This is a genomic window from Halobacillus sp. Nhm2S1, assembly GCF_019599545.1.
In the GTDB taxonomy this organism is placed as follows: domain Bacteria; phylum Bacillota; class Bacilli; order Bacillales; family Halobacillaceae; genus Halobacillus.
This window is the reverse complement of record NZ_JAIEZV010000001.1, coordinates 1,072,393-1,098,819: the sequence shown is the minus strand read 5'-3', so window position 1 is coordinate 1,098,819 and position 26,427 is coordinate 1,072,393. Positions and strand designations below refer to the sequence as shown.

Here is a 26,427-nt window from a genome sequence, read left to right as displayed (position 1 = left end):
TGCTACTCTTCAAGTTCAATCATTTGATATTTTGTAATGTAAGCATCGCCATCGATAAACGATGGCTTCTTCTGGTGCTGAGGACCCGACTTTTTGTGAGCCTCATCAAAAGACTTGGAGTTCTTCCAGTCTTCAAAATCTTGTTCACTGCGCCATTGAGTAAGAACAACATAAGTATTGCCTTTTAAAGGGCGGAGGATTCTTATGGCTTGAAAGCCTTCACGATTTTCTACATTCCCCGCTCTTTTTTTGAAACGGTCTTCAAAAACGGGACGTCCTTCGTCACTGACAGGGATGTTGTTCATGACAACATAACCCGTCGCCTGCATCGTACCGACATGATCGACGGTTTCATAGTTGCGTCCTTCTTCAAAAATGGACGTATCTTCTCCTTCATAATAGGCGACCGTTTTGTCTTGATCCTGCATGAAGAACAGAGGTGCTTCAGGGTGTTGTTGACTCAGTTTGGATAAGTAATTCAATGTACCATTGGTCATCGATACTTTCATAGCCGATGTCTCCTTTCCTGCGGTATCTTCAGTTTAGCAAGCAGTGTTCCATGGTGGCAAGTATGAAGGAAAGAAACAGAAAGGATGCACGTAATTTGAACATCAAAGATTTAAAGAAACGCCTACCTTCCTGGTCAGGAAGATCGAAGTGGCTGGCCCTCATCGTCCTCACGCTAGTGTTGCTCGCAGGAATAGGTTATCTCGTTATTTTATTCGGAGGCCGGTTTGTCGTAAATGAAGAGGATTTGATTCTTGATGAAATGACAACTGTGGAGACAGTCGAAGGTGAAGTCATTGAACGGATCTACAAGAGAAATAGAAGAAACATACCCATTCAAGAGGTTCCGGAACACGTGAAGGATGCGTTCATTAGTATAGAGGACAGCCGTTTCAGAGAGCATTCCGGTGTGGATTTCAAAGGGATCATGAGAGCGGTATATAAAGATATTATTGCCATGAAAAAGGTGGAAGGCGCAAGTACGATTACTCAGCAGCTCGCCAAAAACATCTTCCTATCGAATGAAAAGACATGGATGAGGAAAACGAAAGAAGTCATGGCTGCGCTTTACCTGGAACGAAATTATTCAAAAGATGAAATTCTGGAATTATATTTGAATCGAATTTACTTCGGGGAAGGCACGTACGGCATTGAAGCTGCTTCCCAGCATTATTTCCAAAAGTCTGCTTCTGAATTGACAGTTGCCCAGGGAGCTCTGCTAGCGGGCTTGCCGAAGGCACCGAATACGTATTCTCCTTTTGATCACCCGGAAAAAGCCAAGCAGAGAAGAAATGTGGTCTTATCAAGGATGTACGATACTGGAAAAATTGATGCAGCAGTCATGAAGCAAATGCAAGGTTCGACGCTTGCTGTTGAGCGTGCAGAGGAAACGAGTGAAACCTGGTCCAACAGTTATGTGGACCTCGTCATCCATGAAGCGGCGGATAAGTATCATATTTCTCGTGACGAATTGAAAAGGGGCGGCTATCGAATTGTGGTGGAAATGGACCCTGTCATCCAAAAAATTGCTGCCGATGAAATGAAAAACGGAGAATTCGTCCCAGGTACAGCGGAAACTATCGAAGGAGCCTTTACTCTGATGGACCATTCGACAGGTGCCCTTGTGGCGGTCGTGGGTGGACGAGATTATAAACATGGAGATTTCAACCGTGTCCTGGCGAAGCAGGCTCCTGCCTCCATCATTAAACCGTTTGCCGTCTATGGTCCGGCAATGATGACAGGAAACTATGACCCCTACAGTCTTTTATCTGATGAAAAGCAGACTTTTGGGGGCAATGATTATTCTCCAAATAACTATGACGACCAATATGAAGGGGAAGTCTCGCTCTATCAGGCTTTGATTGAGTCTAAGAATGTCTCAGCGGTATGGCTTCTTGATCAAATAGGGATCTCTTATGCGAAAGGATATCTGGAGAAAGCGGGATTGAAGACAAAAGACAATGGTTTATCCATTGCTCTTGGTGGATTGTCTGACGGATATACTTCTCTTCAAATGACAGAAGCCTATGGTTCACTGGCTCAAAATGGTGAGAGAAAAGAAAGTTATACCATTAAAAAGATCCTTAACCGTAATGAAGAGGTCATCCATGAACATACACCTCAGAAAAAAGAAGTATTCAATGCTCAGACGGCTTGGTATTTAACCGAAATTCTTCAGACGGTTGTCCGGGAAGGAACGGCGAGGGCAGGTGATTATCCCAAGGCCTTAGCAGGTAAGACAGGAACCCACCAGGACGAGCATGTATGGTTCGCGGGTTATACCCCTGAATATGCAGGATCTCTTTGGATGGGCTATGATCAATCAGGAGAGATCGATGGAAGCAGTGCTTATCCGACCCGCCTCATGAAGGAAATATTAACAAGGATCGATCAAGAAAAAAATCTGGCTGCAACATTTGAACAACCAGATGGGGTAGAAAGCTTACCTGAACCTGTGGACCTTCCCGTTTTAACTAACGTAACAGGAAGTTTGAATTTATCCGGCCTCGCTACATTAAGAGGGACGATCCAGTGGTCTGCTTCTGACGATGAAAGGGTTGTCTACCGTATTTTCAAGAAAGAAAACGGAGAAGATGTTAAAGTCGGTGAAGTGACGGGAAAGAACGAGTTTAAAGTCAGTGCTTTTGGTATCTTTGATCAGACGAGCTATTACGTCGTACCCGTTGATCCATTGACAGGGAAGAAAGGACAGCCTTCCAATACGGTTAGTCTAAGTTGGGACCTGTGAAAAAAAGCACAAAATCATGACAAATGTTTCATTTTTCTATACAGAAGTACAATAAATCGTTATAGTTGTAAGCGGATAAATGTTGAACGGGAAAAGGAGTTCTGAAGATGAACAAAATTGAAAATGACACGATATTAAAAGCATTCCGAGGGGAAGAGACAGATCATACCCCTGTCTGGTTCATGCGGCAGGCCGGGCGTTCACAGCCGGAGTATCGCAAACTGAAAGAAAAGTATTCATTATTCGAAATCACCCATGACCCTGAACTCTGCGCTTATGTGACACGTCTACCAGTGGAGCAGTACGGGGTTGATGCGGCGATCCTTTACAAGGACATTATGTCTCCACTGCCGGCAATCGGCGTGGATGTGGAAATTAAAAAAGGCATTGGACCGGTTATTCACAATCCCATAAGGTCGAAAGCGGACATTGAAAAACTTGGAACGATCGACCCTGAAGATGATGTGCCTTATGTAATGGACACGATTCGACTATTGACGAAAGAACAACTCACCGTCCCATTGATCGGGTTCAGTGGTGCACCTTTCACCCTTGCGAGCTATATGATTGAAGGTGGCCCATCAAAAAATTACAATAAAACCAAGTCACTTATGTACAGAGAGCCGATGACATGGTTCGCACTCATGGACAAACTTGCGGATATGGTCATTGCTTATGTAAAGGCACAGGTCGCAGCTGGAGCCAGTGCTATTCAGATTTTTGATTCTTGGGTTGGCTCTTTGAATGTCGAAGATTATCGTACATTTATCAAACCAGTGATGCAGCGGATTTTCTCTGAATTGAAAGAGGAAGGTGTGCCTCTGATCACTTTCGGTGTAGGAGCTAGACACCTCATTCATGAATGGGATGACCTTCCTGTTGATGTGCTTGGGCTGGATTGGCGCATGTCAATCACAGAAGCAAGAAATGAAGGGATTACAAAGCCACTCCAAGGAAACCTGGATCCTTCGCTGCTCTTAGCGGACTGGGATACCATTGAGGAAAGAGCTAAGAAAATCATTGACGAAGGAAGACAACACCCTGCTCACATTTTTAACCTCGGCCATGGTGTAACCCCGGATATCAAACCGGAAACATTGAAACGGCTGACTCAACTTATTCATGATTATTCCAAGAAATCCTAATCGTGGTTTAAAAAAGATGAAGAGGTGAAGGAACATGGCAAAAAAACAAATGGGATTATTAGTAATGGCCTATGGGACGCCTTACAAGGAAGAAGATCTAGAAAGGTATTACACACATATCCGACGCGGACGTAAGCCTTCCGATGAAATGCTTCAGGATTTGCGTGATCGTTATGATGCCATTGGCGGCATTTCTCCACTTGCGCGTATTACAGATGATCAGGCGGAAGCATTGAAGGATGCATTGAATGAAAAGCAGGATGAGGTAGAATTCAAAGTTTACCTTGGCCTGAAGCACATTGAACCGTTTGTAGAGGATGCGGTTGCTCAGATGGCTGAAGATGGGATAGAAGAAGCCGTTTCCATCGTTCTTGCTCCTCATTACTCTACGTACAGCGTGAAATCATACAATGGTCGAGCCAAAGAAGAAGCTGATAAGCACGGGATTTCTATTCGTTCTGTAGAAAGCTGGTATGACGCGCCTGGGTTTATCGACTATTGGAAAGATGTCATTGAAGCGGAGTACTCCAAGATGACGGAAGACGAAAAGGAGAAAGCCTGCCTGATTGTCTCCGCTCACAGTTTGCCGATGAAGATTTTGGAAGGGGGAGACCCTTATCCAGATCAATTGAAAAAAACCGCAGAACTAATTTCAGAAGCTACCGGAATTACTCAATATGAAATCGGCTGGCAAAGTGAAGGCAACACACCAGATCCATGGATCGGCCCGGACGTACAGGATTTAACAGAAGACCTTTATCATGAAAAAGGATACCGCAGTTTTGTGTACGCGCCTGTTGGATTTGTATCCGATCACTTGGAAGTCCTCTATGATAATGACTACGAGTGTAAAGTCGTGTGTGATAAAGTCGGAGCAGACTACTATCGCCCGGAGATGCCGAACACTCATCCAAAGTTTATCCAGACACTTGCTGATGTCGTCTTGGATAAAGTGAAAGAGTAGATTTCATATGGTAGAAAAAAAGCGTGTCGTCGTCGTAGGTGGAGGAATCTCAGGGTTAACCTCTGCTTACTACTTGCAAAAAGAAGCCCGCGAGCAAGGCTATTCTTTGGATGTTCAGTTATTGGAATGCAGCGACCACCTGGGTGGAAAGATTGATACGGTCCAAAAAGATGGCTTCACTATTGAACGAGGGCCGGATTCTTTTCTCGCCCGTAAAGAGAGTGCCGGACGCCTTGCGAGAGAAGTAGGACTCGGGGATGAACTTGTTCCCAATGGTACAGGTCAGTCCTACATTTTGGTGAACGGTAAACTTCATAAAATGCCAAGTGGTTCTTTTATGGGGATTCCGACAAGGGTCCGTCCATTTCTTTTCTCCGGGCTATTCAGTCCTGTCGGAAAAACGAGAGCTGCTTTAGATTTGGTCAAGTCGAAAAAAACAGTAGAGGGAGATCAATCCCTTGGGTTGTTTTTCCGGAGAAGACTTGGGAATGAAGTCGTTGAAAACCTAATAGAACCGCTTTTATCTGGTATTTATGCAGGAAATATCGATCGCTTGAGCCTGCAATCCACGTTTCCTAACTTCTACAAACTGGAACAGGAATACGGAAGTCTCATTAAAGGACTGCGTCAGACGTATCCGATGAAGAAATCGAAAAAAGGTGAAAAGAAACCGAGTATGTTCCGTACATTAAGAAACGGCCTCGGGTCTCTTGTGGAAGCCATTGAAGAAAGATTGGAACCTGGAACTGTCCAAACAGGCGTGAAAGTGGATCATATAGAGAAAAAAATCAATGGCTATCACCTTTTGTTAAGTGATGGAACGGTAACAGAGGCAGATGCGGTTATATTAGCAGCTCCCCATTATGCCGTACAACGCATGCTGTCTCAGTATGACTTTCTAGAACCATTCAAAGAAACCAATGCTACTTCTGTGGCAAACGTCGCCATGGCTTTCGATGCGTCAGCCATTAAAAAGGATATCGACGGAACAGGTTTTGTCGTCTCAAGAAACAGTGACTTCCGGATCACCGCTTGTACTTGGACACATAAAAAGTGGCCCCATTCGACACCTGAAGGGAAAGTTCTTCTGAGGTGTTACGTAGGGAAACCCTCCGATCAGGAAGTGGTTCGAAAAACGGATGAAGAGATTGAAGAAATCGTACTGAAGGACTTGAACAAGACGATGAACATCACAGCCAAACCTGAATTCTCGATCGTCACCCGTTGGTACGATGCGATGCCTCAATATACGGTCGGCCACAAACAGAGGGTGAATGAGATTACGGAACAAATGGAGAAAGCTCTTCCAGGCGTTTACCTTGCAGGTGGTTCCTACCGCGGCATCGGTCTGCCCGATTGCATCGACCAGGGAGAAGCGGCTGTCCAGAATGTTATAGACTATCTCTATCAATAAAAAGGAAGCATTCTCAGGAATGCTTCCTTTTTTTTATCCATTCCTTTTTAAACTAGTTGGCTGTCATGATTCTGACAAAGTCTTTGATAAAGGCCTCTCGGTTGAAGTCGATAATGATATTGTGCATGGGATAATCTTCAATAAAATCAGGTGCAGGGCGGAAGTCAGCATAGGTGAGTCCTTTTGATGGCCCGATCGCATTCACACTTACTTGACGTTCTACGACTTTATAGTCTTTAGGATTCATTAAATAGGAGAATAACGTAACATCATGAAGAGGTGCGCCATCAATTCCAGGGATGATGGATTCGTATTGGTTACTGTAGTAATCCATAATGGGATAAATGATTTTTGAAAAGGGTGTATCGTTTTCAACAGCCACTTTCTTTATCGTATCCAAGGGAATAACTGCACGGTTGCTGATATTCAAAGGGACAAAGGTGACATTCTCTCCATGAGCAGCTACGATTTTAGCGGCTTGAGGGTCTCCGTAGATATTTGCTTCTGCTATTGGAGTACGATTACCAGGTACGAAGAAGGCACCGCCCATGACATAAACATCCCCTGCTTTATCGATGTTACTTTCAGATTGAATGTACGTAAGAGCGAGTGAAGTTAAGCGAGAGAGGTTTATGATCGTTAAATCTTTCCCATATGTATGGATTAGTTCGTAAACTTTCTGAAAACGCTCATGGTCAGGTGTCTGAACGGCTGGGATGACTTCTCCGAGGCCATGGGCTCCATGTATATCAAAGAAAAACTCCGGATCTGTGCCTGTCAGAGGTTTATCTGCACCTTTAATCATTGGGATATCGCTCTTATTAGCCAATTGCAGCAGGTAAGCTGTGTTTCTTAAGGCAATTTCCTGACTGACGTTCCCATATTCTGCAACGATTCCCACGACTTCAATCTCAGGATGAAGAAGGGCATACATAATCGCAAATGCATCATCAACACCAGGATCTGCGATGATCAATACTTTTCTCAGGTGGACCATCTCCCTATATTTTCCTGTTTCCATTTTATTAAAGGTGTAAGCGGAATATGTATTTAAGGCCATCACACATTCTTAAGACGTTAGCAAAATGTATTTCAACTTATGAAAGGGCTTGCAAGAAAACCGAATGATTAGTATGATTAAAATTGGAAACGTTTTCAAGAAAGCATCAAGGGGGAGTAAGTATGGCTACGATTGAAGATGTAGCGAAACTGGCTGGATTATCGAGGACAACGGTCTCCCGAGTCATCAATGATCAGCCATACGTGACAGATGAAAAAAGACAGCGAATCATTCAAGCCATGAACGACCTTGGCTATGTCCCCAATTCTTCCGCCCGTCGCCTTCGAAGTCAAAAGACGGAAACCATTGCCGTTCTCTTACCACGCCTGACGAACCCTTTTTTCGGTAATTTAATAGAGGCGATGGAGGAAAGGGCGTCTGAGTGGGGATATCAAGTAATCGTCTGTCAAACACATGATTCCAAGAAAAAAGAAATGGACTACTTACAATTATTGAAGACAAAGCAAGTGGACGGTGTGATTATGGCATCACTTGTTAATGAATGGGAAGATGTCAAACCTTTTCTAGAATGTGGCCCCATTGTATTTTGCAATGAATATATGGACGAGTCCAGCATTCCCATGATTCATATGGATCACAAGCAAGCGGCATACGAGGCGACGACTCACCTGTTGGAACAGGGATGCACACACATTTCCTATGTAAGTGGTGGTCCGGAGAGCCACTTATCAAAAAAACGGAAAGAAGGTTTTATCGAAGCTTTGTCTGAATATGGACTTTCTTTTCAGAACGATTTAGCGATTGACTGGGCCATGGATGTTAGTGATGGTCAAAAAGTCTTTCATATGATTAAAGATGAGCTTCCGCATGTAGATGGAGTGTTTACTGGAAGCGACGAGGTTGCTGCCGGCTTGATTTATGAAGCTACTTCCTCATCCGATTGGGTAATTCCTGACGATTTAGCTGTCGTAGGTTTTGACAATCAGATGATTTCTTTATTGATGGTTCCTTCTGTTACAACAGTGGAACAACCTGTGAAGCAAATGGCTGATAAGACGGTGGAAGTTTTAATCCAGCAACTGTTACATCCTGGTTCTCTTCCCCCGAACAGATATGTATATCCTCATCGGCTGCTTGTAAGAAATTCCACAAAACGAAAAAAACTATCCATCCAGTAGCATCGCCTGCCGGATGGATAGTTTTTTTGTTGAGTTATTTCGCTATATGGCAGGTTTGTGGAAGACTTAGTTTCAAGATGTCTGTGTGGATTTAGGAGCTACGGGAAAAGGTTCGCTTTCCGTGGGCGAGTGATGAGCCTCCTTTATGGAAGAGGGAGAAAAGGGAGAAAAGGGAGAAAAGGGCAAAAAAATAGCAGCTTTTGACAGCTGCTCCAATTCTGATGTTCTTTGTTATGTTTTTTGTGGAATACTAGACTTAGCGGGCCGGGTGGTCACATTCGTCGCAAATGTTGCCGTAGCAGTCAGCTTTTTCCTGGATCACATTCCCACAGTTGGAGCAGTGCTTTTTCGGAAGATTACGGAAGAACTCAAGAACACTCATCATCTGTAAATCGCCTCCAATTAATTTTTAATGTAAAACCATTGTATTATAACAATATTCAGAAATCAACCATCTGTTATAAAACAATGTGTAATTAGGCAAAAAGTTTTAGGAGTGATGAAAATGAAAGTGACAATCATCGGTTATTGGGGGGCTTACCCTGCAGCGGGCAGTGCTACTTCTGGCTATTTATTTGAAAAAGATGGTTTTTCGATGCTAATCGACTGTGGAAGTGGTGTGTTATCACGACTGCAACAATTTAAGAAGGTCGATGACTTGGATGCGGTCGTCCTTTCTCATTATCACCATGACCACGTTGCGGATATTGGGCCCCTTCAATATGCCTGTCTTGTTCAGAATACCCTTGCAGAGACAAATGAAACGCTCCCAATCTATGGCCATAAAGAGGAGAAAAAGAAGTTTGACACACTAACACATCAATATACAAAGGGAATAGCTTATGATCCCGATAAAACGTTGGAAGTAGGGCCTTTCTCCATCCAATTTCAAAAAACAAATCACCCAGTACCTTGTTATGGTATGCGGATTTCTGATGGTGACGACACGGCGGTTTACACAGCAGATACTAGCTATTTTAAAGAGTGGGCGACATTTGCAAGAAATGCAGATCTTCTTATTACAGATACAAACTTTTATAAAGGCATGGACGGGAAGAAAGCTGGTCATATGACGAGTACGGAAGCAGCCACTATTGCTGAAGAGGCCAATGTGAAAAACTTGTGGCTTAGTCATCTGCCGCATTTTGGGCAGTTGACGAAGTTGCGTCAGGAAGCGGAAGATATCTTCGGCGGAACCATTCAACTGGCGGACGAAGGCCTGACTTGGAGTAAATGAATTGTCTCCACGTCCTTAAACGATTACAATGGTACATGGACAATACGGACTGAAAGGATGAAACGCATGCTTTTTATTGACCATGAGGGGATTAACGATCCTCGCATTAACTTGGCCATAGAAGAATACGCATTAAAAAATCTTGATATCAACGACACTTACTTACTGTTCTATATCAACGAACCTTCCATCATCATTGGTAAAAACCAAAATACGGTAGAAGAAATCAATACAAGCTATGTAGAGGAGAACGGGATCCATGTTGTTCGTCGTCTCTCTGGCGGAGGTGCGGTGTATCATGATCTCGGAAACTTGAACTTCAGTTTCATTACAAAGGACGATGGGGACAGTTTTCATGATTTCGCTAAATTCACCAAACCGGTAACGGAAGCATTGAAGAAGTTGGGTGTAAACGCAGAACTGTCCGGGCGAAATGATATTGTGGCAGAAGATGGTCGGAAAATATCAGGGAATGCTCAATTCTCAACCCGGGGCCGCATGTTCAGTCATGGCACATTGATGCTTGATTCAGAAATTGAGAACGTTGTTTCTGCTCTTAATGTGAAAACGGAGAAGATCAAGTCGAAAGGAATTAAATCGATTCGAAGTCGTGTCGCAAACATCTCTGAATTCCTTGATGACAAGATATCTATGGAAGAGTTCAAGAACTTGATTCTCCGCTATATTTTCGATGTCGAAGATGTGAAGGATGTTCCTCAATATAAGTTGACAAAAGAAGATTGGGATAACATTTACAATCTTGCGGAAGAACGCTACAAAAATTGGGATTGGAATTATGGCAAGTCTCCGAAATTCAACATCCAGCATACGAAACGAATTGAAGGTGCGGGAAGCTATGACATTCGCCTGGATGTAGCCAAAGGGCATATCCAGAACGCGAAGATCTTTGGGGATTTCTTTGGTGTTGGAGACATCAACGAGGTTGAAGAAATACTCATTGGTACGAAGTATGAACGCCAGGCGATCTCTGAAGCTCTAGGTGATGTGGATATTTCTCATTATCTAGGTAAAATCAGCAAGGAAGACTTTCTTGATATGGTCTATTAACAAAAAGGAACGATCCTCATCTAAGGATCGTTCCTTTTTAATCCCTTCCAAAAGCCTTAGTGCGACAAATGTTGCTAAAAAGTTGTCAGTATTTTATAATTATATTGAAAATTATTATAATGAATGACCATTCATTCATACTCAAGGGGGAGCATACATGAATCTAAGCGAACAACTGTCGCTTACGGCTCAGCGTCACCCAGCTAAAGATGCCTACATATTCCAAGGCCAGCGGGTGAGTTATCAGGAGTTTGATGCAACAGTCACTAAATTCGCTTCTAAGTTGTCTGAACTAGGTTATGGAAAAGGGGATCATTTGGCGCTTGTGAGCGGAAACAGTCCTTTGTTCATGATTGGACTTTACGGAGCACTCCGAGCAGGAGCAACCGTGATCCCGATTAATCCTACGTACACCGTTGATGAAATGAGTTACATTTTGAGTAATGGAGACGTCAAGGCTGTCATGACGATGGATGTATTGATTGAGAAATTTGAAGTAATGGATCATGACCTCAATGTCGGGCACTATTTTGTAGCAGACACCGGAATAGGGGTAGATTTGGACACTTCTTCTTTAAACGGAAAAATGAAATCGTTTACAAGTGTTGTAGCTGAAGGGCGTTCAGACTATGAAACACCTTTACTCGATGATCAAGATGTGGGAGTAATTCTGTACACCTCCGGAACGACAGGGAAACCGAAAGGGGCTATGCTCACACATCAAAACTTATTTTCGAACGCAACGGATGTAGCCGATTACTTGCAATTCAATTCTGAGGATCGTGTGATTGCTACGCTACCTATGTTTCATGTTTTCTGCTTAACGGTCTGCTTAAACGCTCCGGTCATGAATGGCGGAACCGTTCTCATTATACCTAAATTCTCTCCTCAAGAAGTATTTGCAACGGCAGAAGAACATCAGGCCACGGTGTTTGCAGGCGTCCCAACCATGTATAACTATTTATTACAGACAGGAAAAGAACAGGCACCGACGTTCCGCCATATGCGTCTATGTATTTCAGGAGGTTCCTCATTGCCGGTCGCTTTGTTGGAATCATTTGAAAAACAGTTTAACGTGCGTGTTTCAGAAGGCTATGGACTTTCCGAAGCCTCGCCTGTTACAGCTTTCAACCCCTTGGATCGACCAAGAAAAGCAGGGTCTATCGGGCAGAATATTAAAAATGTCGAAAATAAAGTAGTGGATGAACTTGGCGAAGAGCTCCCGCCAGGCGAGGTAGGTGAATTGATCGTTAAAGGTCCAAATGTCATGAAGGGGTACTATAAACTTCCTGAAGAGACGGCGGTCACCATTCGGGATGGGTGGTTATACACAGGCGACATGGCTCGTCAGGATGAAGAGGGGTACTTTTACATCGTCGATCGTAAAAAAGATATGATTCTTGTGGGAGGATATAATGTCTATCCTAGAGAAGTAGAAGAAGTATTGTATCAACACGAAGATGTAACTGAAGTCGCAGTAGTCGGGGCTCCTGATCCTGAACTTGGTGAAACGGTCATCAGCTTTGTCGTATCCAAAAATCCAATGCTGACAGAAGCACAATTAAACGAATATTGCCGCAACCATTTAGCGAAGTATAAGGTTCCTTCGCGCATCGAATTTATGTCAGAGCTTCCTAAGAACACGACTGGAAAGATTCTGCGTAAAAACTTGCGTGAACAACTTACAAATTCAAAATAATATAAAGATGCAATCAAAGCTCAAAGTCCCCGTGACTTTGAGCTTTTTATAATCCTCCTTTTTCACACAGCTCCTTGTTCTTGAAGGGTTAATTTAGAGTCTTTTTATGAACGCGGCGATGGTTTGGGGGGATGACTCGATTTCCACCGTCCCTGTAATCCCACAAACATCTAGAAACCAAGTTTTTGAGAATCCTGCCAATGAATATTTGGAAGGGCTGGAACCTTTTCTTTTTTTAGACGTAGAAAATAGAAAGGAGGAAGAATGATGGAAGAACTACATGAATCATTAATGGAAGCCAGAAAAAGATACCTTGAGAAAGAACGTCTACATAGAGAAAAGGAACAATTAAAACAAAAACATAAGGAATTGCGTGGCAGAGAACAGTGCTACTTAGAAAAGTTCAAAGAAGAACAAGAAGATGTGGAAAAGTTGGAACGTATGAGCCTTACGAATTTATTCGTAACTGTCACAGGTAAGAAGCTGGAAAAAATGGAACAAGAAAAGCGGGAAGCGGTGGAAGCTCGATTGAAATGGAGAGAAGCTCATCAATCTGCCTTTGAGGTAGAGAAAGAAATAGCAGAGCTTTCTGAAAGAATCACTGCTTGTGGAAATCCAAAAGAGGAATATGAGGAGCTGTATCAACGAAAAAAGCAATTCCTTATTTCCAAGGGTGAGGAGAGAGGAGAGCATTTGCTTGAGCTTAGTGAAAAGCGATCCATGTTACAGGCAGAGTTGATTGAAATCAATGAAGCAATCGATGCAGGACAAGCAGCAATTCAGGCATTAGAAGAAGCGTCGGTTTCGTTGACATCTGCAGAAAACTGGGGGGCCCTGGATATGCTTGGTGGTGGCCTGCTCACTACAGCTGTTAAGCATTCACGAGTGGATGATGCAGATACCGCCATCCATACCGCGCAAAGCCACTTGCGGAAGTTCGCAAATGAGATTGAGGATCTCGGCAATCATTACGATATTAATATTCGCTTATCCAGCGGTTTAACGGTTGCTGACTATTTTTTTGATGGCTTACTCGTAGATTGGTTTGTCCAAAATAAAATTCAATCTTCTCATGAAGAAGTGAGGGAGATTAGAAAAAAGACTCATGCTATGCTCCTTGATCTTGAAACACTGCAGCGTCAATTTGAAATACATGAAGGAACTCTAGCAGAGGAGATGGACCGAATGATCCGTCATAAGTAATTGAAATTTCTGTTGTCCTATGTCATTTACTAGAAAATTCGCACCAGTTTGCGGACCTCCGCAACTTTTTTTCGGTGAAGCTGGACCTAGGATATATTACAATAGAAACAGATAAGCGGTGATGCTTATTTATCTCATAACTATTTATGATTTGGTTGTCATAAATAGGTCAGTAACGTTGTTTACTGATGAGTGTCACGGAAAAGTCTTTCCTCTCAAAAGTACTTTTCCAACAATTTATTCCCTCACTCAAAAGTTAACCAGTCGTCTCTTTTGGCCCATGCTCACGCGAGCATGGGCACTTTTTTGTATCTAGCCTCTTAAAGATAAGCTCCCTTTACTTGAAGACTCAGTTTCGATAAGTATGTTGAGTGGATGAGGGCTGCGGGGAATAGCTCGCTCCTAAATCCACACAAACATCTCGAAATAAAGTCTTCCACAATCCTGCCATTTACTTCAATAACTAGTTGCGTGGCCGTTTCGTGAATATATAAGTATGAGCTTTGGTGATTGGGTTTAAAATAACGGAATGATGTATCGAAGGGAGCTCAAAGGTGATGAGGGAATTAGATGGTCAAGTGGTGTTGGTGACTGGTGCAAATCGCGGACAGGGTAAGGTCGTTGCAGAATATTTGTTATCTCTTGGCGCTTCGGTGGCGTTTGGAGCACGAAATGCCCACCTTGCTGAAGAGGTGGTGACATCGACAGGATCTTCAGAAGCGTTGGCTGTACAGTTGGATGTAACGAAGAATGAGGATTGGAAGGCTGCTACAGCTGAGGTCGTTAAGAAATTTGGTCGGTTGGATGTACTTGTGAACAATGCTGGGCTTCTGATCCGAAAGCCTTTTATAGAGATAAAAATGGAAGAGTACGAGCAATTAATCCAAGTAAATCAGCTGGGGGTCTTTTTCGGAATGCAGGCAGCTATCCCTTGACTGAACAGGGAAAAGGCTCTATCGTGAATAACTTATCGATTTCTTCTTTCGCTCCGATTAGCGAGTCATCTGCATACGCAGCAACGAAAGCATCTGTGGTGGCGATGTCGAAAGCTGCAGCTATTGAGCTCGGACCTTCAGGGATTCGTGTCAATATGGTTCACCCCGGTGGAGTGGAGACCGAGATGGCAACAGAGGGGAAAGGGATCCCGGAATTTTATGATTCGATCCCTCTCGGTAGGATTGGACAGCCCCGGGAAATAGCTAAAGCTATTGCTTTCCTTGCTTCTGACGATAGTTCTTATTGTACGGGAACGGAAATTGTAGTGGATGGCGGGATGACCTTAGGAACGGCTGATCGATGATCATTTAGGCTTTTTGTAGGTGATCATAAATTCTTCTTTTGTAAGATAAAAGTCACGTTCTGGTCTGCGTTGTAACAAATGGTGATTTTCGAGCTTATAATAACTTATCCGTTTGTATGGGTCATCATCTATGACGGGGAGCTCCTGCGTCTGTTTCATATATTGGTCGACAGCATGTTGCACAAGATCGATATCCAGCGCAAGGTCCCGGTCCTGCTCTTCAAACAACTCATAGGTTTCCCGAGACATGTAGAAGTTTTGAATAGGTACAGCTTTTAAGTAGGGGGCTAAAAGGTCATAATCCAAGGAAAGGTCCTCTTTGATGATCACACTCAGAGGAACATCTTTCGGTTTGGCATCCGCATAGGCATGGACGGCTTTTCGGACATCGTGGATGGATAAATCCTTCTTCTCCAGTTTCGGCTTCTTGTTTTTTCGGCTCCACATGTTGTATTCCTCCTAAATGAAATTTTGCTTGAGAGGTGTTTCAAATGAAAAATCAACCGGTTCAGCCTGAACTCGATTTCTTCACATTACTTAATCCTGACTTTGGTCGTGGTGAAGAGCAGAGAGGAAACAAAGGGCAGAAAGAAGAAAAGGTGTAATTGTAGTATAGCAGAATCGTCGAAATGAAACATTTTTTAAGAATGTTTAGACTTTTGTTGGGTGATTTGGTAAATTAAAGAAGATGAGCGGTAGATTCGACCTGGGTGTAGAGCTGCCGCCACTTGAAATGAAAGAGGTGTTGTAGTGGATGACATATGTTCATGGAAAAGAATACGAGATTAATCCTCAGACCATTGCTCTTATAGCCACAAACAATGAGGATGGACAAGCTTTTACAGAAGTTATGGAAACCGATGAGCGCTTTGTCATTTCGAAATGTCCAAGTGATCTTATTGATCGGTCCTGCCGTTACTTTGCAAGTAGCCTTGATGGCCGAATTGCCGGAACAAAGCAATTGACCGGTTACACGCACAAACCCCCGATTGTCATATCAGAAGCGATGGGTATTTATTTCTTCCCGATTATCTCCCCGAAACGAAAAGACTGCTCCTGGATCGCCCACAAATATATCCGCTCCTACCGTGGAGAGCCTAATAAAACGACGACTGTTCAATTCACGAACGGTATGACCGTCAATCTTCCCGTTTCTGATGGCATGTTTGCCAATCAAGTGCAGCGAACCGCTCATTTGCGCGTCATTCTAGAGGACCGTTTCCATTCGACACCTGTGGTTGCTGATCACCGTGCTGAGCGGATCGCTGAGACTTTCTCATAAGCTCGAACAAAATGTTTTCCACTTTTTTTCTGATGGCTGGATTAAAATAGTTGCGCTTCTCTTCATATCCATGAGCTAAAAAAAGGAAAGAGGTAAATGAATCGTTCCTTCCTGATTCAACCACCTGCAATTTCATCTGGTCCATTTGCTTTCTTAGTTTTCTCCGTTCCTCTCGCGCTTCCAGTTCCATTTTACCGAGCATCTCCATGTACGGCTCCTTGATTTTGAATTTCCCTTGTTCCATGTGTTTCCGATCCTGCCTGATCACAGTGATGGCCATAGATAAAAACAAATAGCGTGAAGCGAGATCCAATTCGTTTTGTTTTAGATACCTCATGTCATTCTCCTCCGAATACGAACAAGTGTTCTTGTTTGTATTATACCACGGAAAGGTCCAATGTATGCAAGATAGTTTTGCAAAAAGGTTGAAAGTGGCAGGAAGGGGAAATGCTAGATAAGGGCTCACATACTGGTAGGCATGGAGCGGGATTTCAGATAAAATAAAGAAAAGCATACACTGTTCGCTAGTGTACATAAGGAGCAGCATCATGGATTCAGTGTTTGAAAAAATCAACCAATGGCGCCATTTAGCGGAGAATGATCAATTATTTGATTACATCATCAGGCAGTTGGAAGGATTGGAACGGTTTGGGCCAATCCCGGGCATCCTATTTCCTCTTATCGAAGCGTTTTTGCCGATTTTGCCACTTGTCGCCTTTGTATTAGCCAATGCTGTCGTTTATGGGTTATTCAAAGGTTTTCTTTATTCATGGCTTGGGGCTGTTTTCGGCTCATTGTGCGTGTTTTTTATTATTCGTCGGTTAGGGGATAAACGTCTGTTCAGGAAAATTACAAGACAAAAGCAAGTGAAGAAAGTGACGAAGTGGGTGGAGGAGCATGGGTTTGGCCCATTATTCTTGCTCATGTGCTTCCCTTTTTCTCCATCCTCGATCATTAACGTGGTTTCTGGGTTATCCAATGTCAGTCGACAGCAATTCATTCTAGCCGTCCTTTTGGGTAAAGCCGTCATGATTTTTACAATTGCCTATGTAGGTTCGAGTATCGCATCGTTTGCACAAAATCCAGTGAAGTCCATTGTTGTCGGCGTTTGCATTCTGCTCTTTTGGGTGCTTGGGAAGTATATTGAAAAGAGAATACAAATAAAAGCGGAACAGAAAGCGTACAGCGGGGATTAAGTTTGTCTCAGCCGGGGTAAAATGTTTGTAGCATAACACCTGGAGGCGCAAACCATGAAAAAATATAAAAGAGCGATCAGAACGGTATTATTCGCCCTGCTGCTGGCTTTTGTGTTCCGCTCTTATTTATTCGCAAGCTACATTGTAGACGGCGAATCGATGGAGCCGACGCTCTATGACGGGAATTTATTAATGGTCAATAAAGCTGTCTATGATTGGCAGGATATCGGAAGACAGCAGGTTATTGTTTTTCACGCAAATGAAGAAGAAGATTATGTAAAGCGCGTGATAGGAGTCGGCGGGGATGAGATTGCTGTTCGGGATGATCAGTTATATATCAATGGTGAACGTGTTGACGAAAGTTACCTCGATCCACTCCGTCCGAATGATGGGCTGCCTTTTACAGAGGATTTCACGTTGGAAGAGGTGACCGGACATCAAAAGGTCCCGGAAGGCCACTTATTTGTAATGGGGGATAATAGACGGGACAGCCTGGATAGTAGATATTTCGGATTTGTACCTGCTGATACAGTCGTCGGAAAAGTGGATGTCCGATACTGGCCTATGAACCAACTCGGCGTACAGTTCTAAAACGCAACCGTCCTTTATGGGCGGTTTTTTTATGTCGATCGTTATTCAACTATATGGCAGGATTCTTGAAGACTCAGTTTCGAGATGTTTCCGGGTTCGTTGCCTGGTTAGGCGTCAGGGGAGGCTGGGAAGCTACTTCGCTTTCCTGTGGGGGAGTGGCGAGCTTCCTCGGACTTCGTCCTGCGGGATCTCGCCTATCTCCTTTCTCCCACGGGAGTCTCGCATCTTCCCAACCACCCCTTTCATGAAAGTGATGAACGAACCCCTGCTCAGAGGGAGTGTCTTCCATTCCACCTCTTTTAAAAGCATAAAGCGCTATATAACAAGCTTTCCGTATGCAGAATAGCGTCTTTAAAAGTTTCTTTCCCTCCAATTACCATGGCATAGAAGCAGCTGATTCCGGGAGTGGTTTTGAGACACTTACATCGAAAAGGGGCGGAGGGGAATGGCGAGACTCCTGCGGGAAAAAAGTGCAGGGTGAGACCCCACAGGACGCAGTCCGAGGAGGCTTAAAAGAAAAGAGGAAGTTCGATTAAATTCGGCACGTCCTGTGCCAACATCGAACGACCCCACTCCGTGTGGGGCCCCGCGGAAAGCGAGTTATTCCCCGCAGCCCCATCCACTCAACAAAAGTCTCGAAACTGAGTCTTCAACAAACGGGAGCGATTGATGAAGAGCCGGAAAGCATCATAAACGGTTCAAAAATGATAAAATATAAACAGAATGAGAAAGAAAGGAGCGGTCGGTATGGGGTTGCGTTTTTTGCTCGGTCGTTCAGGAGCAGGAAAAAGTACGCGTTGCTTAAATGAAATAGAAGCCAAACTGAAAGACGATCCAAGAGGACCGGCGATCATCTACATCGTGCCGGACCAGATGACCTTCCAGCAGGAGTACGGTCTTTTGAAAAGAGAGGGAGTGGAAGGCTCGATTCGTGCTCAAGTTTTCAGTTTTTCCCGGCTGGCCTGGAGAGTGCTCCAGGAAACTGGAGGGGGGACGAAGAAGTTCATCACGTCTACAGGGGTTCAGATGATGCTGCGCAAAATTGTTGAGGAAAGAACGTCCGATTGGCGTGTTTTTCAAAAAGCGGTGGAGAAGCAGGGATTCATTGAACAACTGGAGGGGATGATCACAGAATTCAAGCGTTACCGCATTACACCGGAGGATCTTCAAGCACAAATGGATGCGCTTGATCAGTTCGTTCACACCACGAGTCAGGAACAGGGACTCAGGGACAAGCTGGATGATATGACGTATATTTATGATCGTCTTGTTGATGCGCTGAAAGATCAATACATAGATAGTGAAGATCAGCTAAAGCTTCTTGCCAACAAAATTCCTGAGGCTTCTTTTTTAGAAGGAGCAGAAGTGTACATCGACGGGTTCCACAGCTTTACGCCTCAGGAGTATCAAGTCATTGAAACTCTTTTGAGAAAGGTGAAGACAGTTCATGTGACGTTAACAACAGAGGAACCGGCAGGAGAAGAGAATCCTGAGCTTGATCTTTTTCATGAAACGAAACAAACGTACCTCGATCTGAAAAAGGTGGCTGAGGAAGCGGGGGCCAGGCTGGAAGATACAGAGGTGCTTGACCATACCTCAGGTCGTATGAAAGACCAGCCCGCCTTTCTACATTTGGAAAAGTATTATGATGTAAGGCCGGCAGCTCCGTTTGAAGGAAAAGTACCGATTCAGATTGCAGAAGCGGTTCATCCTCGTGCAGAAGTCGAAGGGGTGGCACAGGAGATTCTTCAGCTCGTTCGTGATCAAGGCTATCGCTATAAGGATATAGCCATTTTGATGCGTGAGCCGGATGTTTACCATAGTCTGATTGAAACACTCTTTGATGATTATGATATCCCGGTGTTCATTGATGAAAAAAGGACGATGCTCAACCATCCCATGATTGAACTCGTCCGGTCTGGTCTTGATGTTGTGGAAGGGAATTTCCGGTATGATGCTGTGTTTCGACTATTAAAAACCGGCTTTATTCCAGCGACAGACCGCAGGCATCCATTGAATGAAGATGCAATCGACGAACTGGAGAATTACGTACTGGAGTATGGCATACGGGCGCGCAGTCAATGGTTTTCTGATGAGCCGTGGGTTTACCAGCGTTTTCGTGGATTTGAACAGTCCGCACAAACGGACGAGGAAAAAGCGAAACAAACCCGGATCAATGCGTACCGTGACCAAGTACGCCAAGCGCTGCAGCCATTTGATGAGGAGCTTAGGGCAGCCAAAACGATTGAAGAGCGGGCACGGGTCATTTATTTATGGCTGGAAGGTTTGCGCGTTCCGGATCAACTCGAGTCCTGGCGTACGTTTTATGATGAAAAAGGGGAAATTGAGCGAGGTCGGGAACAGGCGCAAGTATGGGATGATTTCCTGCAACTGCTCGATGAAATGGTGGAAATGGCCGGTGATGAAAAAATGTCACTCCAAGTCTTCCGCAGTACCATCGATAGTGGTTTGGAATCTCTCACCTTCGCCCATGTTCCGCCAAGCATGGACCATGTCATCGTCGGAAGTGTCGATCGTTCAAGGATGACAGGAATTAAAGCGGCTTTCCTCCTCGGTGTGACTGATGGGATGTGGCCGATGAAGCCGCCGAGTGATGGGATGATTTCTGAACAGGAACGTTCCTTGCTTGCGGAACACGGTATTCAGCTTGCCGACGGAAGTAATCGCCAGCTCTTGGATGATCGCTTTTATGTGTACTTAGCACTGACGATGCCCGCAGATCAATTGTGGATCAGCTATCCGCTCAGTAACGAGGAAGGGAAGTCTAAAGTTCCGGCGACCCTCATCCAACGAATTGAGGAGTTGTTCCCGAATACGAAGGAACATGTGCTATTACAGGATCCTGATGATTTGTACGAAGCAGAACGGTTCATTACCAATCCGCAAAAAACAAGGTCGGCGCTTACCTCGCAGTTTGCCCGGTATTTGAAAGGATATTTGATGCAGCCGGTCTGGTGGGAATTGTTGAACTGGTATATTGAGCACGAGCCTTCCCATGGATTGACGAACCGTGTATTGCAGAGTCTTTTTTACAAAAATCAACCGGTATCCCTTTCCAAGGAGACTACGGGGCAGCTATTTGACAAACAAGTGAAAACAAGTGTTTCAAGGCTGGAAACGTATCACCGTTGTTCGTATCAATATTTCGCCCAGCACAGCCTCGGACTTGAAGAAAGAAGGACCTACAAGTTAGACGCCCCTGACATCGGTCAGCTCTTCCACGAAGCGCTTAAGCAAATCACGGAATGGGTTCAGGCTGAAGGACGTGACTTTTCTCAATTGGGACGTCAGGAGACGAACCTTTATGCGGAAAAAGCGACTAATGCCCTGGCACCAATCCTACAAAATCAAATCTTGAAGAGTTCGAACCGCTATCAGTATATTCAGAAGAAACTGCAGCAGGTCATTGCACGGGCAACGTTCGTTCTCAGTGAGCAGGCAAGGAGTAGTCAATTTTCTCCTGTAGGTCTGGAACTTGGTTTCGGGACTGGGGGAGATGCGAAACTTCCGCCATTATCTTTTGACTTGCCGAATGGATATGAACTCATGCTTCGGGGGCGTATCGACCGTGTGGATAAAGCACTTTCGGAAGAAGATCTGTTTTTAAGAATCATTGATTACAAATCAAGCAGCAAAGGCTTGAGTCTCGTGGATGTCTTTTATGGTTTGTCGCTGCAGATGCTCGCTTATTTAGATGTTGTGCTGACCAACGCTGAACACTGGCTTGGAAAAAATGCAACCCCTGGAGGTGTGCTTTATTTCCATGTGCACAACCCGATGATTACAGGGAAACAGCTTCTTAAAGATGAGCAGATTGAAGAAGAGATTTTTAAGAAATTCAAGATGCAAGGGCTGCTTCTAGAGAATGAACGTGTCGTTCAAATGATGGATACAGGTCTTGAAAAAGGATACAGTCAAATCGTCCCTGCCGCTTTGAAGGCGAAGGGCGGATTTTATAAGAGTTCAAAAACAGCGGATGAGGAACGTTTCGAACAATTGAAACATTATATCCGCGGGTTGATGACAGAAGCAGGAACGAGAATTACGGATGGAGCGGTCAACCTTGATCCGTTTCAGAAAAACCAGCAGGTCGCCTGTGAATTTTGTTCGTACCGATCTGTCTGTCAGTTCGACCCGACATTAGAAGAACATAACTACCGGAAACTGCAGGACATGAAAGATGAAGATGTTCTGGAGAGACTGACGAAAGGGAAGGAGGATGCGTAATGGTCAGTTGGACAAAAGAACAGGAGAGGGCGATCTATTCGCATGGATCGAATATCCTCGTGGCCGCGGCTGCCGGCTCAGGGAAAACAGCGGTGCTTGTCGAACGGATTATTCAAAAGCTCCTTCATAAAGATGATCCTGTCGATATCGACTCCTTGCTTGTGGTGACGTTTACGAATGCCGCGGCACAGGAGATGAGGAACCGTGTAGGGCAGGCATTAGCGAAGGCTTTAGAGGAAAATCCAGGCTCCCATCATTTAAAAAAACAGCTATCCTTGCTGCAAAATGCTTCCATCTCCACGCTCCATTCGTTCTGTATGGAAGTGGTGCGTCGCTATGCCTACTTACTTGATCTCGACCCCGGTTTTAGAATTGCCGATACGGTCGAATCGGACTTGATTCAGCAGGAAGTTCTTGAAGAACTGTTTGAGGATTGGTATGGGAAAGAAGGCGAAGAGCAGCAGCGTTTTTTCGATGTGGTTGAAAGGTTTTCAAGCGACCGGAGTGACTTGGATGTAGAGAAATTAGTACTTGATTTATATACGTTTGCGACGCAAAATCCGTGGCCGGATGCCTGGATCGATCAAATGGTAGACATGTACAATGTGGCCGATGTCGAAAGTGAAGGAGACCTGCCGTGGCTCAACCTGTTAAAACAAGAAGTGAAAAGCCAGTTTAAAGCGATGGAAACAGAAGCCCGTCAAGTATTGGAGCTCACACGTGAACCGGACGGCCCCTATGCTTATGCGGAAACCGCAGAGTCGGACCTTGATATGATCCAGCAGGCAAAAGGAGCACTCGCTCATTCCTGGTCAGAGATGCAAAGCTTTATGGCTGGACAGAAATTCGCCACGCTATCTCGAAAGAAAATGGACTGTGATGCAGAAAAAAAAGAACAGGCGAAAAAGATTCGTGACCGTTATAAGAAACGTTGGAATGAGGTTCGTGATGAATGGTTCTCACGTTCGCTTGAAAGCTATTTGAAGGATATGCAGGACCTGCATCCAGTTATGGAACAGCTTGCCGTCATCGTGAAGGACTTTAAAGAGCGGTACGAGCAGCTGAAAAAAGAAAAAGCGATCGTCGATTTCTCTGACTTGGAGCACTATTGCCTGCATATTTTACTGGATGAGACAGCGACTCCTGTGGATCTTGTGCCTTCTCCTGTGGCAGAAAGTTTTCAAAAGCAGTTTTCCGAGGTGTTGATTGATGAATATCAAGATACGAACCTCGTCCAGGAAACGTTACTTCGGCTGTTGACGGAAGGCAAAGATGCCGGGCACTTATTTATGGTCGGAGATGTAAAACAGAGCATCTACCGGTTTCGACATGCAGAACCTTCCTTATTTTTGAATAAGTACAAGCTTTACGGAAAGGAAGAGAATGACGGCGAGCGGATTGACCTCGCTCGTAACTTCCGGAGTCGTAAGCAAGTGCTGGATGCGACAAACTATATCTTCCGCCAAGTGCTTGATGAAGAGGTCGGAGAGATGGAGTATGAAAAGGATGCAGAGCTCATTTACAGCAACAAAATATATGATGAATTAACAGCTGATGATGCCGATGCGGAGCTTTTCCTCATCGACCGGGAATCACAGGAAAGCGACAGTGACGAAGATGAGGCTTATAAGGATCTAGAAAAAGCCCAACTCGAAGCTCGCGCTTATGGAAGAATGATTCGCAAATGGCTTGGGTATGAAGACGAGGAACCTCTTCAAGTCGTGGATAAAGAAACGGGGACGAAACGTCCATTGCAATACCGGGACATCGTCATCCTGATGCGTTCGATGACATGGGCATCGACCATCGTGGACGAATTGAAGCAGCAAGGCATTCCGATATATGCAGAGCTCTCCACAGGATATTTCGAAGCGATCGAAATCAAAGTGATGCTCAGTCTGCTCAAGGTGATTGATAACCCGATGCAGGATATCCCGCTCGCATCGGTACTCAAATCGCCAATCGTTGGTCTTAATGAAGATGAGCTTGCACAAATTCGTCTTGCGAAGAAGCGTGCGACCTATTATGAAGCCATGCAGGCTTATGTGGCTAAAGATGAGCTGGGACGTAAAGTGGATGCGTTCCTGGAATCATTAAGAAGCTTCCGCGAACGGGCGCGTCAAGGAGCATTATCTGAACTCATTTGGGACATTTTCCGTGAAACGGGCTACTACGACTTTGTCGGTGGAATGCCGGGCGGGCGTCAGCGCCAAGCCAACTTGAGAGCTTTATACGATCGCGCCCGCTCCTATGAAGCCACCTCTTTCCGTGGGCTGTTCCGCTTCCTTCGTTTTATTGAGCGGATGGAAGAAAGAGGGGATGATCTCGGAGCGGCCCGTGCCCTTGGTGAGCAGGAAGATGTCGTCCGGATCATGACGATTCATAAAAGTAAGGGACTTGAGTTCCCGGTCGTCATTCTTGGAGCCATGGACAAACAGTTCAATATGATGGACTTGAAGAACCGGTACTTACTGCATAAAGATTATGGCTTCGGCTCACGCTATATCAATCCAGAAAAAAGGCTCATGTACCCGACGCTTGCTTATCACGCGTTGAAAGAAGCCAAACGTCGTGAACTTTTAGCGGAGGAAATGAGAGTCTTATACGTCGCGTTGACAAGAGCGAAGGAGAAGCTTGTCATGGTCGGCAATGTCGCTTCTTTTGAAAAGAAACAGGAGAAATGGCAGAACTTTGTGGAGGCCCGTGACTGGGTGCTTCCACCCCACGATCGTTTGGAGGCAAAGTCTTACCTCGATTGGGTCGGTCCCTCGTTGATTCGTCATCAGCACACGATTGACCTTCGGGGAGATGTGGAAGTGATGACCGCTGAAGAGATTCACTATGACGAATCTCAGTGGCGGGTGCACATTGCTCATGGAAGTGAATTCAGTGTCCTTGACGAAGTGAAAGAAAAACGGGATGAACAGTTGCAGCAAGCAGTTGAGGAATGGAAACCGGTAGTGGTTCCTGAAGAGGTGGATGAATCCTATGTGAAGCGCCTCGACTTTGTGTACCCTCATGTCAAAGCGGCTCACACCAGAGCCAAGCAGACCGTGACTGAAATCAAACGTCAGCGCGAGACGAAGGACGAATACTCAAGCGACCAGCTGCTCGTCCCTTACCGTGCACCAATCGTTAAACGTCCTCGTTTCATGCAGGAGGAAAAACAGCTGACTGCAGCGGAACGCGGAACAGCGATGCACACCGTCATGCAACATCTGCCTTTTACAAAACAGTGGACGAGTGAGGAAGTGGAGGAGTACGTGGAGCACCTGGTTCTCAAGGAAGTACTCCGGCGCGAAGAAGCTGATGTGATTGACTGTAAAGCCGTGGCGGACTTTTTCCAAACCGATATAGGGAAATATGTATTACAAACGGATCAGATTGAACGTGAAGTTCCATTCAGTTTGACTTTGCCTGCCGATGAGGTTTACCCAGACTGGGAAGAAGCGACTGAGGAGCAGGTTTTCATTCAGGGTGTCATTGACGCTATGATTCCGTATGAAGACGGCTGGATGATTCTGGATTATAAATCGGATGCGATTCCTGAAGATGCAGACGATGCAGCATCGAAATTGGCAGACAGGTACCGCACACAATTAAGCTTGTACCAAACCGCGCTCGAAAAGATTTGGAAACAGCCGGTTCGCAAGAGTTGTTTGTATTTCTTTGAAGGATCCTTCATGGTGGAGGTCGATACACATGGGAGAGACCTGTGATTTATGTTCCCGCTCACCGGTCAAAACGACAGAACATCACTTAATACCGAAACAATACGGTGGAGTGGAAGGACCGACGGCGATGCTGTGCAGTGCTTGTCACCGTCAGATTCATGCATTATTTACAAATGAAGAACTAGCTGCTTTTTATCATAGTGTCGAACGTTTGAAAGACCACCCGGATATGCAGAAGTATTTACGATGGGTGAAAAAGCAGGACCCGGAGAAGAAAATAACGACTAGAAAATCGAATCGAAGAAAGAGGAAATGAAGAAACCGGCCACACGTCCGGTTTCTTTTTTTGATTAGGGAGGTTGTGCAGCACACCTCCCGAAACACATGAAAAGGAATAATAGAGTGCAGGAAAGTGCCCTAACGCAAACGAAAGTGACTTAATTTAAAACGGC

At 44.7% G+C, this 26,427-nt stretch carries 20 protein-coding genes and 1 pseudogene; 16 read left to right on the top strand and 5 right to left on the bottom strand.

From position 1 onward, the window contains the following. Nucleotides 1-2: 2 nt before the first annotated feature. Nucleotides 3-509, bottom strand: a complete 507-nt coding sequence (locus tag K2225_RS05680; protein ID WP_146814250.1) for an antibiotic biosynthesis monooxygenase family protein — start codon at nucleotides 507-509, stop codon at nucleotides 3-5. Nucleotides 510-571: 62 nt separating this feature from the next. Between K2225_RS05680 and K2225_RS05675 the strand changes: the two genes are divergently transcribed. The 4 genes from K2225_RS05675 to hemY all read left to right on the top strand — a co-directional run bounded on the left by K2225_RS05675 (nucleotide 572) and on the right by hemY (nucleotide 6,278). Then, nucleotides 572-2,755 carry a transglycosylase domain-containing protein gene (locus K2225_RS05675; RefSeq protein ID WP_220583851.1) on the top strand — a complete coding sequence of 728 codons (2,184 nt, stop codon included), beginning with the start codon at nucleotides 572-574 and terminating at the stop codon, nucleotides 2,753-2,755. Between the two features lie 107 nt (nucleotides 2,756-2,862). After that, nucleotides 2,863-3,900, top strand: coding sequence for a uroporphyrinogen decarboxylase (gene hemE / locus K2225_RS05670; protein WP_220583850.1), 1,038 nt, complete (start codon nucleotides 2,863-2,865; stop codon nucleotides 3,898-3,900). Between the two features lie 34 nt (nucleotides 3,901-3,934). Then, complete coding sequence (hemH, locus tag K2225_RS05665; protein WP_146814243.1) at nucleotides 3,935-4,864, top strand: ferrochelatase; 930 nt, start codon at nucleotides 3,935-3,937, stop codon at nucleotides 4,862-4,864. A 7-nt stretch (nucleotides 4,865-4,871) separates the two neighbouring features. Then, nucleotides 4,872-6,278 carry a protoporphyrinogen oxidase gene (gene hemY, locus K2225_RS05660; RefSeq protein ID WP_220583849.1) on the top strand — a complete coding sequence of 469 codons (1,407 nt, stop codon included), beginning with the start codon at nucleotides 4,872-4,874 and terminating at the stop codon, nucleotides 6,276-6,278. A 52-nt stretch (nucleotides 6,279-6,330) separates the two neighbouring features. Here hemY and K2225_RS05655 read toward each other — a convergent pair whose 3' ends face one another. After that, nucleotides 6,331-7,275: a nucleoside hydrolase gene (locus K2225_RS05655; protein ID WP_220583848.1), complete on the bottom strand. Its 945-nt coding sequence runs from the start codon at nucleotides 7,273-7,275 to the stop codon at nucleotides 6,331-6,333. Between the two features lie 185 nt (nucleotides 7,276-7,460). On the opposite strand from K2225_RS05655, the gene K2225_RS05650 reads away from it, so the two are divergent. After that, nucleotides 7,461-8,477 carry a LacI family DNA-binding transcriptional regulator gene (locus K2225_RS05650; RefSeq protein ID WP_220583847.1) on the top strand — a complete coding sequence of 339 codons (1,017 nt, stop codon included), beginning with the start codon at nucleotides 7,461-7,463 and terminating at the stop codon, nucleotides 8,475-8,477. A gap of 256 nt (nucleotides 8,478-8,733) precedes the next feature. Here the strand turns inward: K2225_RS05650 and yhfH are convergent, their stop codons facing one another. After that, nucleotides 8,734-8,862, bottom strand: a complete 129-nt coding sequence (yhfH, locus tag K2225_RS05645; protein ID WP_074735206.1) for a protein YhfH — start codon at nucleotides 8,860-8,862, stop codon at nucleotides 8,734-8,736. A 120-nt stretch (nucleotides 8,863-8,982) separates the two neighbouring features. On the opposite strand from yhfH, the gene K2225_RS05640 reads away from it, so the two are divergent. The 5 genes and pseudogenes from K2225_RS05640 to K2225_RS05620 all read left to right on the top strand — a co-directional run bounded on the left by K2225_RS05640 (nucleotide 8,983) and on the right by K2225_RS05620 (nucleotide 14,984). Continuing rightward, a complete protein-coding gene (locus K2225_RS05640; protein ID WP_220583846.1) occupies nucleotides 8,983-9,714 on the top strand; it encodes an MBL fold metallo-hydrolase in 732 nt (243 codons plus the stop codon). A 66-nt stretch (nucleotides 9,715-9,780) separates the two neighbouring features. Beyond that, nucleotides 9,781-10,782, top strand: coding sequence for a lipoate--protein ligase (gene lplA, locus K2225_RS05635; protein WP_220583845.1), 1,002 nt, complete (start codon nucleotides 9,781-9,783; stop codon nucleotides 10,780-10,782). Nucleotides 10,783-10,939: 157 nt separating this feature from the next. Beyond that, nucleotides 10,940-12,481 (top strand): fatty acid--CoA ligase family protein, encoded by a 1,542-nt coding sequence (locus tag K2225_RS05630; RefSeq protein ID WP_220583844.1) that lies wholly within the window; start codon nucleotides 10,940-10,942, stop codon nucleotides 12,479-12,481. A gap of 267 nt (nucleotides 12,482-12,748) precedes the next feature. Beyond that, nucleotides 12,749-13,684 (top strand): hypothetical protein, encoded by a 936-nt coding sequence (locus K2225_RS05625; RefSeq protein WP_220583843.1) that lies wholly within the window; start codon nucleotides 12,749-12,751, stop codon nucleotides 13,682-13,684. Nucleotides 13,685-14,241: 557 nt separating this feature from the next. Further along, nucleotides 14,242-14,984: pseudogene (locus K2225_RS05620) on the top strand (SDR family NAD(P)-dependent oxidoreductase). Here the strand turns inward: K2225_RS05620 and K2225_RS05615 are convergent. Beyond that, complete coding sequence (locus tag K2225_RS05615) at nucleotides 14,985-15,431, bottom strand: DUF3939 domain-containing protein (RefSeq protein WP_220583842.1); 447 nt, start codon at nucleotides 15,429-15,431, stop codon at nucleotides 14,985-14,987. A 307-nt stretch (nucleotides 15,432-15,738) separates the two neighbouring features. Here K2225_RS05615 and K2225_RS05610 point away from each other — a divergent pair, with 307 nt between their 5' ends. Then, entirely contained in the window at nucleotides 15,739-16,266 is a 528-nt protein-coding gene (locus K2225_RS05610; protein WP_220583841.1) for a competence protein ComK, read from the top strand. On the opposite strand, the gene K2225_RS05605 is transcribed toward K2225_RS05610, so the two are convergent. Next, nucleotides 16,187-16,603 (bottom strand): YhjD family protein, encoded by a 417-nt coding sequence (locus K2225_RS05605; protein ID WP_220583840.1) that lies wholly within the window; start codon nucleotides 16,601-16,603, stop codon nucleotides 16,187-16,189. The genes K2225_RS05610 and K2225_RS05605 overlap by 80 nt on opposite strands. Before the next feature lie 211 nt (nucleotides 16,604-16,814). Here K2225_RS05605 and K2225_RS05600 point away from each other — a divergent pair, with 211 nt between their 5' ends. From K2225_RS05600 to K2225_RS05580, 5 genes are all read left to right on the top strand, one after another. Further along, nucleotides 16,815-17,462: a TVP38/TMEM64 family protein gene (locus K2225_RS05600; protein WP_146814220.1), complete on the top strand. Its 648-nt coding sequence runs from the start codon at nucleotides 16,815-16,817 to the stop codon at nucleotides 17,460-17,462. Nucleotides 17,463-17,516: 54 nt separating this feature from the next. Then, on the top strand, nucleotides 17,517-18,053 hold the full coding sequence (gene lepB / locus K2225_RS05595) for a signal peptidase I (protein WP_220583839.1): 537 nt from the start codon (nucleotides 17,517-17,519) through the stop codon (nucleotides 18,051-18,053). 747 nt (nucleotides 18,054-18,800) lie between these two features. Beyond that, nucleotides 18,801-22,301, top strand: coding sequence for a helicase-exonuclease AddAB subunit AddB (gene addB / locus K2225_RS05590; RefSeq protein WP_220583838.1), 3,501 nt, complete (start codon nucleotides 18,801-18,803; stop codon nucleotides 22,299-22,301). Continuing rightward, on the top strand, nucleotides 22,301-26,020 hold the full coding sequence (gene addA / locus K2225_RS05585; protein ID WP_220583837.1) for a helicase-exonuclease AddAB subunit AddA: 3,720 nt from the start codon (nucleotides 22,301-22,303) through the stop codon (nucleotides 26,018-26,020). The genes addB and addA overlap by 1 nt, the downstream gene beginning before the upstream one ends. After that, on the top strand, nucleotides 26,004-26,291 hold the full coding sequence (locus K2225_RS05580; protein ID WP_146814212.1) for an HNH endonuclease: 288 nt from the start codon (nucleotides 26,004-26,006) through the stop codon (nucleotides 26,289-26,291). The genes addA and K2225_RS05580 overlap by 17 nt, the downstream gene beginning before the upstream one ends. The last annotated feature ends 136 nt before the right edge of the window (nucleotides 26,292-26,427 follow it).

What these genes read in the sequence shown, in the direction of transcription:
- K2225_RS05680 (WP_146814250.1), bottom strand. Translation starts at nt 509, where the DNA reads ATGAAAGTATCGATGACCAATGGTACATTGAATTACTTATCCAAACTG.
- K2225_RS05675 (WP_220583851.1), top strand. Translation starts at nt 572, where the DNA reads ATGAAGGAAAGAAACAGAAAGGATGCACGTAATTTGAACATCAAAGAT.
- hemE (WP_220583850.1), top strand. Translation starts at nt 2,863, where the DNA reads ATGAACAAAATTGAAAATGACACGATATTAAAAGCATTCCGAGGGGAA.
- hemH (WP_146814243.1), top strand. Translation starts at nt 3,935, where the DNA reads ATGGCAAAAAAACAAATGGGATTATTAGTAATGGCCTATGGGACGCCT.
- hemY (WP_220583849.1), top strand. Translation starts at nt 4,872, where the DNA reads ATGGTAGAAAAAAAGCGTGTCGTCGTCGTAGGTGGAGGAATCTCAGGG.
- K2225_RS05655 (WP_220583848.1), bottom strand. Translation starts at nt 7,275, where the DNA reads ATGGTCCACCTGAGAAAAGTATTGATCATCGCAGATCCTGGTGTTGAT.
- K2225_RS05650 (WP_220583847.1), top strand. Translation starts at nt 7,461, where the DNA reads ATGGCTACGATTGAAGATGTAGCGAAACTGGCTGGATTATCGAGGACA.
- yhfH (WP_074735206.1), bottom strand. Translation starts at nt 8,862, where the DNA reads ATGATGAGTGTTCTTGAGTTCTTCCGTAATCTTCCGAAAAAGCACTGC.
- K2225_RS05640 (WP_220583846.1), top strand. Translation starts at nt 8,983, where the DNA reads ATGAAAGTGACAATCATCGGTTATTGGGGGGCTTACCCTGCAGCGGGC.
- lplA (WP_220583845.1), top strand. Translation starts at nt 9,781, where the DNA reads ATGCTTTTTATTGACCATGAGGGGATTAACGATCCTCGCATTAACTTG.
- K2225_RS05630 (WP_220583844.1), top strand. Translation starts at nt 10,940, where the DNA reads ATGAATCTAAGCGAACAACTGTCGCTTACGGCTCAGCGTCACCCAGCT.
- K2225_RS05625 (WP_220583843.1), top strand. Translation starts at nt 12,749, where the DNA reads ATGGAAGAACTACATGAATCATTAATGGAAGCCAGAAAAAGATACCTT.
- K2225_RS05615 (WP_220583842.1), bottom strand. Translation starts at nt 15,431, where the DNA reads ATGTGGAGCCGAAAAAACAAGAAGCCGAAACTGGAGAAGAAGGATTTA.
- K2225_RS05610 (WP_220583841.1), top strand. Translation starts at nt 15,739, where the DNA reads ATGACATATGTTCATGGAAAAGAATACGAGATTAATCCTCAGACCATT.
- K2225_RS05605 (WP_220583840.1), bottom strand. Translation starts at nt 16,603, where the DNA reads ATGAGGTATCTAAAACAAAACGAATTGGATCTCGCTTCACGCTATTTG.
- K2225_RS05600 (WP_146814220.1), top strand. Translation starts at nt 16,815, where the DNA reads ATGGATTCAGTGTTTGAAAAAATCAACCAATGGCGCCATTTAGCGGAG.
- lepB (WP_220583839.1), top strand. Translation starts at nt 17,517, where the DNA reads ATGAAAAAATATAAAAGAGCGATCAGAACGGTATTATTCGCCCTGCTG.
- addB (WP_220583838.1), top strand. Translation starts at nt 18,801, where the DNA reads ATGGGGTTGCGTTTTTTGCTCGGTCGTTCAGGAGCAGGAAAAAGTACG.
- addA (WP_220583837.1), top strand. Translation starts at nt 22,301, where the DNA reads ATGGTCAGTTGGACAAAAGAACAGGAGAGGGCGATCTATTCGCATGGA.
- K2225_RS05580 (WP_146814212.1), top strand. Translation starts at nt 26,004, where the DNA reads ATGGGAGAGACCTGTGATTTATGTTCCCGCTCACCGGTCAAAACGACA.